General features: G+C 66.0%; 10 protein-coding genes. 7 read left to right on the top strand and 3 right to left on the bottom strand.

From position 1 onward, the window contains the following. Positions 1-79 precede the first annotated feature (79 nt). From ACRDUX_RS10055 to ACRDUX_RS10045, 3 genes are all read left to right on the top strand, one after another. Positions 80-760 carry a TetR/AcrR family transcriptional regulator gene (locus ACRDUX_RS10055; protein WP_526413449.1) on the top strand — a complete coding sequence of 227 codons (681 nt, stop codon included), beginning with the start codon at positions 80-82 and terminating at the stop codon, positions 758-760. 64 nt (positions 761-824) lie between these two features. Further along, positions 825-1,319: a VOC family protein gene (locus ACRDUX_RS10050; RefSeq protein ID WP_526413447.1), complete on the top strand. Its 495-nt coding sequence runs from the start codon at positions 825-827 to the stop codon at positions 1,317-1,319. Next, positions 1,316-2,797, top strand: coding sequence for an FAD-binding protein (locus ACRDUX_RS10045; protein ID WP_526413445.1), 1,482 nt, complete (start codon positions 1,316-1,318; stop codon positions 2,795-2,797). The genes ACRDUX_RS10050 and ACRDUX_RS10045 overlap by 4 nt, the downstream gene beginning before the upstream one ends. Here the strand turns inward: ACRDUX_RS10045 and ACRDUX_RS10040 are convergent. The 3 genes from ACRDUX_RS10040 to ACRDUX_RS10030 all read right to left on the bottom strand — a co-directional run bounded on the left by ACRDUX_RS10040 (position 2,794) and on the right by ACRDUX_RS10030 (position 8,648). Continuing rightward, the gene (locus ACRDUX_RS10040) at positions 2,794-4,698 is read right to left on the bottom strand and encodes an ABC transporter ATP-binding protein/permease (protein WP_526413443.1); all 1,905 of its coding nucleotides are present in this window, start codon (positions 4,696-4,698) and stop codon (positions 2,794-2,796) included. The genes ACRDUX_RS10045 and ACRDUX_RS10040 overlap by 4 nt on opposite strands. A 70-nt stretch (positions 4,699-4,768) precedes the next feature. Further along, positions 4,769-6,682, bottom strand: a complete 1,914-nt coding sequence (locus ACRDUX_RS10035) for an ABC transporter ATP-binding protein/permease (protein WP_526413441.1) — start codon at positions 6,680-6,682, stop codon at positions 4,769-4,771. Positions 6,683-6,737: 55 nt separating this feature from the next. Then, complete coding sequence (locus ACRDUX_RS10030) at positions 6,738-8,648, bottom strand: ABC transporter ATP-binding protein/permease (protein WP_526413439.1); 1,911 nt, start codon at positions 8,646-8,648, stop codon at positions 6,738-6,740. A 150-nt stretch (positions 8,649-8,798) separates the two neighbouring features. Between ACRDUX_RS10030 and secA2 the strand changes: the two genes are divergently transcribed. The 4 genes from secA2 to ACRDUX_RS10010 form a co-directional block, all read left to right on the top strand. Continuing rightward, positions 8,799-11,135 (top strand): accessory Sec system translocase SecA2, encoded by a 2,337-nt coding sequence (gene secA2, locus ACRDUX_RS10025; RefSeq protein WP_526413437.1) that lies wholly within the window; start codon positions 8,799-8,801, stop codon positions 11,133-11,135. 9 nt (positions 11,136-11,144) lie between these two features. Then, entirely contained in the window at positions 11,145-11,777 is a 633-nt protein-coding gene (locus ACRDUX_RS10020; RefSeq protein ID WP_526413435.1) for a CDP-alcohol phosphatidyltransferase family protein, read from the top strand. Then, complete coding sequence (locus ACRDUX_RS10015) at positions 11,770-12,684, top strand: DUF881 domain-containing protein (RefSeq protein ID WP_526413433.1); 915 nt, start codon at positions 11,770-11,772, stop codon at positions 12,682-12,684. Before ACRDUX_RS10020 ends, ACRDUX_RS10015 begins: the two co-directional genes overlap by 8 nt. Before the next feature lie 10 nt (positions 12,685-12,694). Further along, a partial coding sequence (locus tag ACRDUX_RS10010) for a DUF1290 domain-containing protein (RefSeq protein WP_526413431.1) occupies positions 12,695-12,932 on the top strand: 238 nt, incomplete at its 3' end.

The following is a 12,932-nucleotide window of genomic DNA, read 5'->3' as shown; positions in this document are numbered from 1 at the left end:
GCACTGCTCTCTACCAAGGTTGGCACATGGTGTGATGGAAAACAAGAGCAATGCTCTCGTTTTATGCGACACTGGGCGCATGGGCAAGCGGCAGGAGACCCGCGATCGGATCGAGCGCGAGATCGTCGAGGTCGGACGGCGGCACCTGGTGACCGATGGCGCCAGCGGGCTGTCGCTGCGCGCCATCGCGAGGGACCTCGGCATGGTCTCGTCGGCGGTCTACCGCTACGTCGCCAGTCGGGACGACCTGCTGACGCTGCTGATCGTCGACGCCTACACCGAACTGGCCGATGCGGTCGACCGGGCAACGGACCAGTCGACCGGACCTTGGCGCGACCGGTTGCTCGCGATGGCTCGCGCGGCGCGGCGCTGGGCCGTCGAGCAGCCGGCGAGCTGGGCGTTGATGTACGGCAGCCCGGTGCCCGGCTATCACGCGCCCGCCGAGCTCACCGTCGGGCCGGGAACCCGCGTCGTGGCGTCGCTGTTCGCCGTGGTGGGATCCGGAGTCGCCGTGGGCGACGTGCCGGACGAGGGGCCGCCGACCACGCCTGCGACCTCAGCGGACTTCGACGGCATTCGGGCCGAGTTCGACTTCGCGGGCGGCGACGCGACCCTGATGAAGTGCTTTCTGATGTGGGCCACCCTCGTCGGGGCCATCAGCCTGGAAGTCTTCGGTCAATATGGCGCAGATACGCTTTCGGCTCCCGCGGACGTGTTCGACGGGCAGATTCGACTGTTGATCGCAGCCCTGTCGATGTGAGCCTGCCGCTGCGAACTAGAACACGTTCTAGCCAGCGGCCCACGCCGGCGATATCCTCAAGGCGATGCATGACCAGACACCTGTCCAGATCGCCTGGGTGACCCGCGACCTCGACGCGACCGAGAAGGCGTTGACCAGCCTGATGGGCGCCAAGAAGTGGGTGCGCATGCCCGACGTCCACTTCGGCCCCGACACCTGCACGCACCGCGGACGCCCCGCCGACTTCGTCGCCCACATCTCGCTGTCGTATGCGGGCGACACCCAGCTCGAGCTCATCGAACCGGTGAGCGGTGACAGCGTCTACACCGAGTTTCTGGACGCGTCGGGCCCAGGGCTACACCACGTCTGCGTGGAGGCAGGGGACGTCGAGACCTTCGACGCCATGCTGAGCGACGCCGACCGCGAAGGAAATCCCGTCATATCGCAGGGCGTCATGCCCGGCGGATTGCGGTTCGCCTACGTCTCCGCCGCGGACGCAGGCGTCCCCTACCTCGAGATCGCGCACGTCCCGTCCGAGATCCGGGCGTTCTTCGACTACGTGAAACAGGAGCAACAGTGAGTACCGCAATCCCCGAAACCGTCGCCGCCACTGACGTATCGGAGTGGACCGACGAGTTCGACGTCGTCGTCGTCGGCTTCGGTATCGCAGGCGGCTGCGCCGCGGTCAGCGCGGCCGCCGCGGGAGCGAAGGTACTCGTCCTCGAGCGGGCCGCGGCCGCAGGCGGAACCACCTCCATGGCCGGTGGGCACTTCTACCTCGGTGGTGGCACCGCGGTACAGCAGGCCACCGGGCACGAGGACTCCGCCGAGGAGATGTACAAGTACCTGGTCGCCGTGTCGAGCGATCCCGACCTGGAGAAGATTCGGGCTTACGCGGACGAGAGCGTCGAGCACTTCAACTGGTTGGAGGACTTGGGTTTTCAGTTCGAGCGCAGCTACTACCCGGGCAAGGTGGTGGTCCCGCCGAACACCGAAGGGCTGTCCTACACGGGCAACGAGTTGGTCTGGCCGTACAAGGATCAGGCGAAGCCCGCGCCGCGCGGACACTCCGTGCCGGTCCCCGGCGAGCTGGGCGGTGCCGCCATGGTCATCGACCTCCTGCTGAAACGGGCCGATGACCTCGGCGTGCAGATCCGCTACGAGGTCGGCGTCAGCAACCTCGTCGTCTCCGACGGCGCGGTCGTCGGGGTCCAGTGGAAGCACTTCAAGGAGACCGGCGCGATCAAGGCCACGTCGGTCGTCATCGCCGCGGGCGGTTTTGCGATGAACCCGGAGATGGTCGGCGAGTACACGCCGCTGCTAGGTCAGAAGCGCAAGACGAAGCACCACGGGCTGGTCGAGCCGTACATCCTCGGCAACCCGTTCGACGACGGACTCGGCATCCGGATGGGAGTGTCGGCGGGCGGGGCGACCAAGAACATGGACCAGATGTTCATCACCGCGGCGGCGTACCCGCCGGGGGTTCTGCTCACCGGTGTCGTCGTCAATCAAGACGGCAAGCGCTTCGTCGCCGAGGACTCCTACCACTCGCGCACGTCCGCCTTCGTGATGCAGCAGCCGGAGCAGGTGGCGTTCCTCGTCGTCGACGAAGAACACATGGAGATGCCTCCGATGCCGTTGATCAAGTTCATCGACGGCTACGAGACGATCGAAGAGGTGGAGACCGCTCTCGGCATCCCTGCGGGCAACCTGGCCGCCACGCTGAGCCGATACAACTCCTACGCCGCCAAGGGGGAGGACCCCGACTTCCACAAGCAGCCGGATTACCTTGCGCCGCAGGACAAGGGCCCGTGGGCCGCCTTCGACTTGTCGCTGGGCCGGGCCATGTACTCGGGGTTCACCATGGGTGGACTGACGACGAGCATCGACGGTGAGGTGTTGCGGGCGGACGGAAGCGTCGTCACGGGGCTCTACGCCGCGGGAGCGTGCGCAAGCAACATCGCCGAGGACGGCATGGGCTACTCCAGCGGAACACAGCTCGGCGAGGGCTCGTTCTTCGGGCGGCGGGCGGGTACGCACGCGGCCACGGCGAACTAGCCGCCCGCGCCGCCGATTCGGGCCAGTCGCCACTGGCCGTCACCGAGCAGCTCCAGCCGGTTGTCGTGATGTTGCTCCACGGTGCCGCGGTGGCTGACGCTGACCACGATGCAGTCGGGCAGCGCTCGCCGCAACGCGCGATACAACGCGAACTCCTGGCCCTCGTCGAGCGCGGAGGTGGACTCGTCGAGGAATACCGCCCGTGGTGCGTTGAGCAGCACCCTTGCGAACGCAATGCGCTGCTGCTCGCCGGGGGAGAGCACCTTGGACCAGTCGGCGGTCTCGTCCAGCCGGGAGCCCAGATGTCCGAGAGCCACGACGTCCAGTGCGCCTTGAATCTCATTGTCGCCGAAGGTGTCCCGAGAGTTCGGGTAGCACGTCACCGTGCGGAGGTCGCCCAGCGGTGCATAGGGAAGCTGAGGCAGGAACATCGCGCCGTCCTCCGACGGGTAGCGGACCGACCCCGACGCGTACGGCCACATCTGCGCGAGGCTGCGCAGAAGCGTGGTCTTGCCACTGCCCGACCGACCCGTGATGACGAGTGAGTCCCCCGCCGCGAGCCGAACCGCAAGGCCTTCGACGAGTGCGTCCCCGGATGGCGACCGAACGGCCACGTCGTCCAACTCCAACAAGCCGTCGGCACTGGTCTCTGCCGGCAGTCGGGGCAGGGCCCTCGACCCTTCGTTGGCGGTGAGGAGACCGTCGAGACGGATGATCGCCGCCCGGTAGCTCGCGAATGCGTCGTAGACCGCGCGAAAGAACGACAACGACCCCTGAACCGATCGGAATGCGCTCGACGACTGGCTGACGTCACCGAGGTTGATCTGGCCCGCGAACAGCCGGGGTGCCTGAATGACGAGGGGGAGCGGGTCGATGATCTGCGACATGGCCTTGTTCCAGCCGAGGAAGGCCACCCCGCGCCACACCAGACGCCGGTAGTTGGCGATGATCTTGGCGAACCTGTCCGACAGCGCGACGCGTTCGACGCGTTCGCCGCGGTAGAAGCCCACCGCCTCGGCGGCATCGCGCACGCGCACCAGCGCGTAGCGGAAGGCGGCATTGGTCATCTCGTTGCGAAAGCTCAATCGGATGATCGGTCGGCCGATCCAGAATGACACCACGGTGGCGAAGGCCACGTAGAGAAGCACGATCCAGAACAACGCCTTCGGCACGGTGACGCCGAAGAAGGTCAAGGGGCCCGCCAGATTCCACAGGATCGGGGCGAACGCCACCACCGAGACGATCGAGTAGACCGCGCCGAACAGCAAGGTGGTCGAGGTGCCAACGGTCGGGGTGTTGGTCTCGGGTCCCGTCCCCGTGGTGAACACGTCGATGTCCTGCTGGATGCGCTGATCGGGGTTGTCGATGGGATCGTCGAGAAACCGTCCTCGGTAGTAGGCGCGGCCGTCGAGCCAATCGCCCGTCAACCGGTCGGTGAGCCACACCCGCCACCGGATGATGAAGAACTGCATGAGATAGAGGTCCAGCAGCGTTTGAGCGAGATAGGTGACGACCAGAAGACAGAAGACGACGATCGAGAACCAGAAGCCTCGGATGCCGGAATCCCGCACCGCGTCGTTGCCCGAACTCGCACCCTCGAACGCCACCTGAAGCGCGGAGTACTGATCGTTGCCGTAGTAGCTGAACAACACGTCCATCCGCACCGAGAACATCACCGAGAAGAGCAGGACGCCTAGCAGCGCCCACACCGGAATGCTTTGGCGCCCCGTGAAGTAGCCGCCGGTGATGCGCCAGTACTGCCTGCCCCAAGTGGTGAATCGCGCGATCAGCGTCAGTACCAAAAGGGTCGAACAGGCGCTGATCGCCCATGCCTTGGCGACCCAGACGAGCGACGCGGCGATCTCGCTGCCCCAGTCCAGCGACGGGGTGAACATCTCCATGCCGGGAAGCTACCCGGGGGCGTGCCACGGCGGGCAGGAGCGGAGCGACCGGGGGAATTGGCAGGCGTCGCTAGACCGGGACCACCTTGTCGCCGACGGTGCTCAGCTGCCATTCGCCACCGCCGAGCAGGTGCAGCTGCTTGGTGTGGTGCTGTTCGACGGTCTTGCGGTGACTGACACTGACCAGGATGGTGTCCGGTAGTTCGGTGCGAACCAGCTGGTACAGCGTCATCTCGAGGCCTTCGTCCAACGCGGACGTCGACTCGTCGAGGAAGACGGCCTTGGGCTTGGTCAACACGATGCGGGCGAACGCAATTCGCTGCTGCTCGCCGGGTGAGAGAACCTTGGCCCAGTCCTCGACCTCGTCGAGCCGGTGGCTCAGATGCGGTAGCGCAACCTTGGCAAGGACGTCGAGCAACTCGGAGTCCTCGAGTGACCCCTCCTCACACGGATAGGAAATGACCGCGCGCAGGTCGCCGAGGGGTACGTACGGCATCTGGGACAGGAACATCGTCTCGTTGGGTCCGCACGGACGGGTCAGCGTGCCGGAGGTGAACGGCCACAGTTCCGCCAGGCTGCGCAGCAGCGTGGTCTTGCCGCTGCCCGACTTGCCGGTGACCACCAGGGAGTCGCCGATCTCCAGGCGCATGTCGAGCGGGTTGACGAGTTGCTTGCCGTCGGGTGTCCGCACCTCGACCTGGTCGAGCTGAACGGTGCCGTCGACGCACGCCGCGGTCGTCACGGTCGGCAGGGCCCTGCCCTCCTCGCTCGCGACCACCAGGCCGTGCAGACGGATGATGGCCGCGCGGTACCCGGCGAACTGGTCGTAGGCGTTCCTGAAGAACGACAATCCGGTCTGGATGCTGCCGAACGCCGACGACGATTGCGACATGGCGCCGAGGGTGATCTCACCGGAGAAGAACCGCGGAAACTGCAAGATGTACGGCAGCGGCACGATGATTTGGCTCAGCGAGAGGTTCCAACCGTAGAACCCGATCATTCGGTTGATGAACCGCTTGTAGTTGCTAAGGACGGAGCCGAAGCGCCGTCGCAGTCCCACCCGCTCGGCGATCTCCCCGCGGTAGAACGCGACTGCCTCGGATGCGTCGCGCAGTCGCACCAGCGCATAGCGGAATGCGGCGTTGTACTTCTCGTTGTCGAACGAGTACCAGATGATCGGCTTGCCGATCCAGAACGCGATGACGGATGCGAACACCACGTACATCAGCCCGATCCAGAACATCGCCCTCGGCATCGAAACGCCGAAGAGCGTCAGCGTGCCCGAGAGGTTCCACAGGATCGCGGTGAACGAGATCATCGACGTGATCGCGGAGATCGCCCCGAACAGCAGGGTGCTGCCGGACGTGTTGTTCGGCGTGTTGGGCAGTGGCCCGACGCCCGCGGTGAAGATGTCGACGTCGTACTGGATGCGCTGGTCGGGGTTGTCGATCGTGTCGTCGATGAAACGTGCCCGGTAGTAGGCCTTTCCATCGAGCCAGTCCCCGGTCAGACGATCTGTCAGCCAAGCCCGCCAGGCCAGCATGAACCGCTGGGTCAGGAACAGGTCCAACATGACCTGCCCGACGTAAATGCTGGCCAAGACGGCGAAGACCCTCATCGACATCCAGAAGCCGGCCTTGCCGGATTGCTTCACCGCCTCGTCGCCGTTGCCGAGACCCGCCGCGATCACCTGGAAGCTGGTCATCATGTCGTTGCCGTAGTAGCTGATGAGCACGTCGATTCGCACCCCGATGATGACCGACAGCAACAACAGCCCGAGCCAGAGCCAGATCCTGACGCTCGACCGACCGGTGAAGTACGCGCCGGTGACCCGCCAGAATTGGCGCCCCCAGGTGGTGTAGCGACCGATGAGCACCAGCACTGCCATCGTGGCTACCGCAGCGATGGCCCAGCCCTTGGCGATCCACCACAATGACGTGAGCCACTCGCTGCTCCAGTCGAGCGTCGGGGTGAACATTTCCATCCCGGCAAGGTACCCCGATGGACCGCCGCCAGCCTTTTCGAGGGTCGACTCGCCATCAACTAGCGGCCGAAATCGATTCGAGCCGCCAGGAGCCGTCGCCGAGCAGCTCGAGTTGGCGTTCGTGGTGTTGCTCGACGGTCTCGCGATGGCTCACGCTGACCACGATCGAGGCGGGCAACGATTCCCTGATGAGCCGGTAGAGCATCAATTCCAGGCCTTCGTCCATCGCGGACGTCGACTCGTCGAGGAAGACCACCTTCGGCTTGTTCAGCAGGATCCGCGCGAACGCGATGCGCTGTTGCTCGCCGACCGACAGCACCTTGGCCCAGTCCTTGATCTCACTGATCCAAATGACCAGATGCGGCAAGGCCACCTTCAGAAGCGCCTCCTGAATCTCAGCTCTGTCGACCACGCCGTCTGGACGCGGATACGACGTGACGGCGCACAGATCTCCGAGCGGGATGTACGGCAGCTGCGAGACGAACATCACGTCGCGCTCGTCGACCGGGAACAGGACCGTGCCCGAGCCGTACGGCCACAGTCCGGCCAGGGCTTCCAACAGAGTGGTCTTGCCGCAGCCCGACGGGCCCTTGATCACCACGCTCTGCCCGGGTTCGAGCCGCAGGTTCAGTGCACCGACGAGCTGTTGACCATCGGGAGTGCTGACGTCGACGTCCTCGAGGTGCACCGCACCGTCGGACGACTTCCCGATCGCCAATTGGGGCATCAACCTCGTGCGTTCGTTCATCGTGAGCAGACCGTCGAGACGGATCAGCGCAGCTCGGTACCCGGCGAAGGCGTCGTAGGCGTTGCGAAAGAACGACAGGGCGTCGTGGATCGCGTGGAAGGCGGTCGCCGACTGCATGACGTCGCCGAAGGTGATCTGCTGAGCGAAGAGCCGTTGCGCCTGAACGATGTACGGCAATGGGTTGATCGCCTGGCTCACCGAGAGGTTGAAGCCGAGGAACAGGACCATTCTGTTGAGCCAGCGGTGGTAGTTCGTGATGACCGAGGCGAGCCGACCGTGCAACTGTCGGCGTTCGGCGTCCTCCCCGCGGTAGAGGCCGACCGCGCTGGCAGCTTCCTTCATCCGGATCATGGCGTAGCGGAAGCTGGCATTGCGGAACTCGTTGAGGAAGCTCAGCCGGATGAGGGGTCGACCGATCCAGAAGGCGAAGACCGTCGCCACCAGCACGTAGACGATGACGATCCAGAACAGTGCCCGTGGCAGCGTCACGTCGAAGACCGTGAGCGGTCCCGACAGGTGCCACATGATCACCCCGAACGAGACGACACTCAGGACGGACTCGACGGCGCCGAAGAGCAGCGTGTTGCCCGAACCGTGTGATGGCGTATTCGGTTCGCCCGTGATCGCGGTGACGATGTCGATGTCCTGCTGGATGCGTTGATCGGGGTTGTCGACCGGGGTGCTGGTCAGCTGACCGCGGTAGTAGGCGTATCCGCCGAGCCAGTCGTCGACCAGTCGGCGCGTCACCCACACTCGCCAGCGAATGGTGAAGCGCTGCATCAGATACAGGTCCGCCAGGGACCGGACGGTGGCTACCGTCGCCAGCACGGCGAAGATGCGCATCGAGGTCCAGAATCCGTCGATCCCGGTGCCCTTCAACGAGCCGCCCGGGGATGCGTTGCCCTCGAAGGCCACCTGCAACGACGAGAACAGATCGTTGGCGTAATAGCTGAGCAGAACGCTGATGCGCACCGACACCACCGCCGACAGCAACAGGACCGCCAGCAACACCCACGCAGGCAGGCTGGAGCGCCCCGCGGTGAAGTAGCCGGCGTTGATGCGCCAGAACTGGCGTCCCCATTCGGTGAACCGCCCGAGCAGGACGAGGACCACCGCGAGGCAGACGACGGTGATGGCGAAGGTCTCCAAGACCCACCGAGTCGACGCGAGGAGTTCGTCGTTCCAGTCGACTGACGGCTTGAACTCTGAAGAATCCATCCGATGAAACTCCTCCGCGGGCGTCCGGCGACACCGCTCAGCGCGAAGTTACCGCAGCAAGAGACCGGTGATGCGGTTCGCTGGCCGATCCCGTGACCGTGTTGGACACGCACGCTCGCAGGGGTGTTCGGCGCCGCGTACCTTGAACACGTGCCAAAGAGTTCGCCGAAGACGAAAGACCGCACCTCCGGTCGGCTGAGCAACCGATTCTGGAAGCTGCTCGGCGCCAGTACCGACAAGGACCAGGCCCAGTCGATGGACCTGGTGCGCGCCTCGGCGGAGTTCGACGAGAAGGCGGCGGCCCTCGACGACGAGCAGCTGCAGAAGGCCGCGAAGCTGCTCAACCTCGACGGGCTCGCCGAGTCAGCGGACATCCCGCAGTTCCTGGCCATCGCCCGTGAGGCATCGGAGCGGGCAACGAGCTTGCGGCCGTTCGACGTTCAGCTGCTCGGCGCGCTGCGCATGCTGGCCGGCGACGTCGTCGAGATGGCCACCGGCGAGGGCAAGACGCTCGCAGGGGCGATCGCTGCCGCGGGATACGCGATCGCGGGCCGCAGCGTGCACGTCATCTCGGTGAACGACTACCTGGCCCGTCGCGACGCCGAGTGGATGGGCCCGCTGCTGGAGGCAATGGGTCTGAGCGTCGGCTGGATCACCGCCGAGTCCACCGCCGACGAACGCCGCGCCGCCTACGGGTGCGACGTGACCTATGCGTCGGTCAACGAAATCGGCTTCGACGTGCTGCGTGACCAGCTCGTCACCGACGTCGAGGACCTGGTGTCGCCCGACCCCGACGTCGCCCTCATCGACGAAGCCGACTCGGTGCTGGTCGACGAGGCGCTGGTGCCACTCGTACTGGCGGGCACCACCCATCGCGAGACGCCGCGGCTGGAGATCATCCGGTTGGTCGGCGAGCTCGTCCCTGTCAGGGACTACGACACCGACGCGGACCGCCGCAACGTCCACCTCACCGACGAGGGAGCCCGCAAGCTGGAGAAGGCGCTCGGCGGCATCGACATCTACTCCGAGGAGAACGTCAGCACCACGTTGACCGAGGTCAACGTCGCGCTGCACGCTCACGTGCTGTTGCAGCGCGACGTGCACTACATCGTGCGGGACGACCGGGTGCAGCTGATCAACGCATCACGCGGCCGCATCGCCCAGCTGCAGCGCTGGCCCGACGGACTTCAGGCGGCCGTCGAGGCCAAGGAGGGCATCGAGCCCACCGAGACCGGCGAAGTACTCGACACCATCACCGTGCAGGCTCTGATCAACCGCTACCCGCGGGTCTGCGGGATGACGGGAACGGCACTGGCCGCAGGCGAGCAGCTGCGGCAGTTCTACAAGCTCGGCGTTTCCCCGATCCCGCCGAACACCCCCAACATCCGTGAGGACGACGTCGACCGCGTCTACATCACCGCCGGTGCCAAGACCGACGCCGTCATCGATCACATCAAGTCGGTCCACGAGACCGGTCAGCCGGTGCTCGTCGGCACCCGCGACGTCGCCGAATCCGAGGAGCTGCACGAGCGGCTCACCAAGTCGGGCGTGCCCGCAGTGGTGCTCAACGCGAAGAATGACGAGGAGGAGGCACGCGTCATCGCCGAGGCGGGCACGCTGCATTCGGTGACCGTGTCCACCCAGATCGCCGGCCGCGGCACTGACATCCGGCTTGGCGGTTCCGACGAGACCGGCCACGATGAAGTTGCCGAGCTCGGTGGTCTGCACGTCATCGGCACCGGCCGACACCACACCGAGCGCCTCGACAACCAGTTGCGTGGCCGCGCCGGACGACAGGGCGACCCCGGCTCGTCGGTCTTCTTCTCCAGTTGGGAAGACACCGTGGTCGTCGCCCACCTCGAGCCGGAGAAGCTGCCCACGGCGACCGACGAGGACGGCCGCATCACCAACGACAAGGCAGCGCAGCTGCTCGAACACGCCCAACGCGTCGCCGAGGGCAGGCTCCTCGACGTGCACGCCAACACCTGGCGTTACAACCAGCTCGTTGCCCAGCAGCGCGCGATCCTGGTCGAACGTCGAAACACCTTGCTGCGCACCGCGACCGCCCGCGAAGAGCTGGCCGCGAAATCGCCGGAGCGCTACGAGGAACTGGTCACCGAGATCGGCGAGGAACGGCTGGAGAAGATCAGCAGGCAGATCATGCTGTACCACCTCGACCGCGGCTGGGCTGACCATCAGGCCTACCTGTCCGACATTCGCGAGAGCATCCACCTGCGCGCATTGGGCAGGCAGAACCCGCTCGATGAATTCCATCGGCTGGCCGTCGACGCGTTCGCCTCGTTGGCCGCCGACGCCATCGAAGCCGCGCAGCAGACCTTCGAGACCGCCAACGTGTCGGAGGACGAGCAGGGCCTCGACCTGTCGAAGCTCGCCAGGCCGACGTCGACGTGGACCTACATGATTCACGACGACCCGATGGCCGACGACACGATGTCTGCGCTGAGTCTGCCCGGGGTGTTCCGCTAGGTTCAACGCATGGAGCCTCGTTCGGAGGGGGAGGGCGAAGCGGTCCAGGACACCGGCGACCGGGTGCTGACCATTCCCAATGCGCTCAGCGTGTTGCGTTTGGTGCTGGTGCCCGTCTTCATCTACCTGCTGGCCGTCGATGCCAACGCGTGGGCGGTCGCGGTGCTGATGTTCAGCGGCTTCTCGGATTGGGCGGACGGCAAGATCGCCCGGCTCGTCGACAACCAGTCGTCGCGACTCGGCGCGCTGCTCGATCCGGCCGTCGACCGCATCTACATGGTGGTCGTCCCCGTCGCGCTGGCGGCCTACGGCATCGTGCCCTGGTGGTTCGTGCTGGTCCTGATCGGTCGTGACGTGTTGTTGGCCTTGACCTTTCCGGTCCTGCGCAGTCGCGGATTCACGGCGTTACCGGTGACCTATCTCGGCAAGGCCGCCACGTTCTCGTTGATGTCGGGTTTCCCGTTCGTGTTGCTGGGCCAGTGGGACGCGCTGTGGAGCCGGGTGATCCTGGCCTGCGGCTGGGCGTTCCTCGGCTGGGGGATGGCGATGTATCTGTGGTCGGGCGTGCTGTACCTCGTCCAGGTCACCATGGTGGTTCGGCAGCTTCCCCGTCGGTCGCGCGGTCAGCGGGGGCGTGCCTGACGACGAGCGCGCGCTCGGCGGCTACAGCCCGGACGCCGGACGCAACGCTCACGAAGCGGGCGCGCCGAAGCTGATCCCGGTGCCATCGCTGCTGCGTTCGCTGCTGTCCGAGCACCTCGATCCCGGCTACGCCGCGGCGGCCGAGCGGCGGAAGGCGGGCACCCCGACGAGCAAGTCCGCGAACTTCGGCTGGCAGCTCCTGGCCGGGCTGTTGGTGGCGGCGGTGTTCGCCGCCGCAGCCGCCCAAGCGAAGTCCGTCGCCCCCGCGACGCAGGAGACGCGGCAGGTGTTGGCCGCCGGCGTCGGGAACGCGCAGAGGGCGACGAACGAGGCCACGGCGCGCCGCGACGCGCTGGCTGGGCAGGTCGAGTCGGAACGGCGCAGCCGCCTCGCCGGTGACGAACGCGGCAGACAGTTGCTCGCGGGACTCGACGCCGCAGAGTTCACCGCAGGGGCCACGGCCGTGCACGGTCCCGGGCTGACCGTGTCGGTCGCCGAACCCACTGCTGCACGCGATCTCAGCGACGTGTCCAAGCAGCGCGTTGCGGGCAGCCCGCAGGTCATCCTCGACCGCGACCTGCAGCTGGTGATCAACTCGCTGTGGGCCAGCGGCGCAGAGGCGATCGCCGTGGGGGGCGTGCGCATCGGCCCCAACGTCACCGTCCGGCAGGCCGGTGGTGGACTGCTCGTCGACAACCAGCCGATCGCCAACCCCTACGTCGTTCTGGCCGTCGGTGCGCCGCACGGGATGCACGACGCCTTCGATCAGAGTCCCGGTCTGCAACGTCTGCGGATCCTCGAGGCGTCCTACGGGGTGGTCGTCAACGTCAGCGAATCCGACGATCTGAGCCTTCCCGCAAGTTCGGTGCGAGACGTCAACTTCGCCAAGCAGATTGGTCCGAAATGATCGGTAATCGATGATAGGAATAGCCGCACTGGTCGTTGGCATCGCCCTCGGGCTGGTGTTCCACCCGAGCGTGCCCGAGGTCATCCAGCCGTACCTTCCCATCGCGGTGGTCGCGGCGCTCGACGCGGTGTTCGGGGGACTGCGCGCCTACCTGGAGCGGATCTTCGACTCCAAGGTCTTCGTGGTGTCCTTCGTCTTCAACGTGCTCGTCGCGGCGCTCATCGTGTTCGTCGGCGACCAGCTCGGGG

The organism is Mycobacterium sp. (assembly GCF_050701675.1).
Classification (GTDB): Bacteria; Actinomycetota; Actinomycetes; order Mycobacteriales; family Mycobacteriaceae; genus Mycobacterium.
Note: the sequence above shows the minus strand (reverse complement) of the source record. Positions and strands in the feature narration are given on the sequence as shown.

Bases quoted from the DNA above. Each gene is read 5' to 3' on its own strand.
- ACRDUX_RS10055 (WP_526413449.1), top strand. From the start codon at position 80: ATGGGCAAGCGGCAGGAGACCCGCGATCGGATCGAGCGCGAGATCGTC.
- ACRDUX_RS10050 (WP_526413447.1), top strand. From the start codon at position 825: ATGCATGACCAGACACCTGTCCAGATCGCCTGGGTGACCCGCGACCTC.
- ACRDUX_RS10020 (WP_526413435.1), top strand. From the start codon at position 11,145: ATGGAGCCTCGTTCGGAGGGGGAGGGCGAAGCGGTCCAGGACACCGGC.
- ACRDUX_RS10040 (WP_526413443.1), bottom strand. From the start codon at position 4,698: ATGGAGATGTTCACCCCGTCGCTGGACTGGGGCAGCGAGATCGCCGCG.
- ACRDUX_RS10035 (WP_526413441.1), bottom strand. From the start codon at position 6,682: ATGGAAATGTTCACCCCGACGCTCGACTGGAGCAGCGAGTGGCTCACG.
- ACRDUX_RS10030 (WP_526413439.1), bottom strand. From the start codon at position 8,648: ATGGATTCTTCAGAGTTCAAGCCGTCAGTCGACTGGAACGACGAACTC.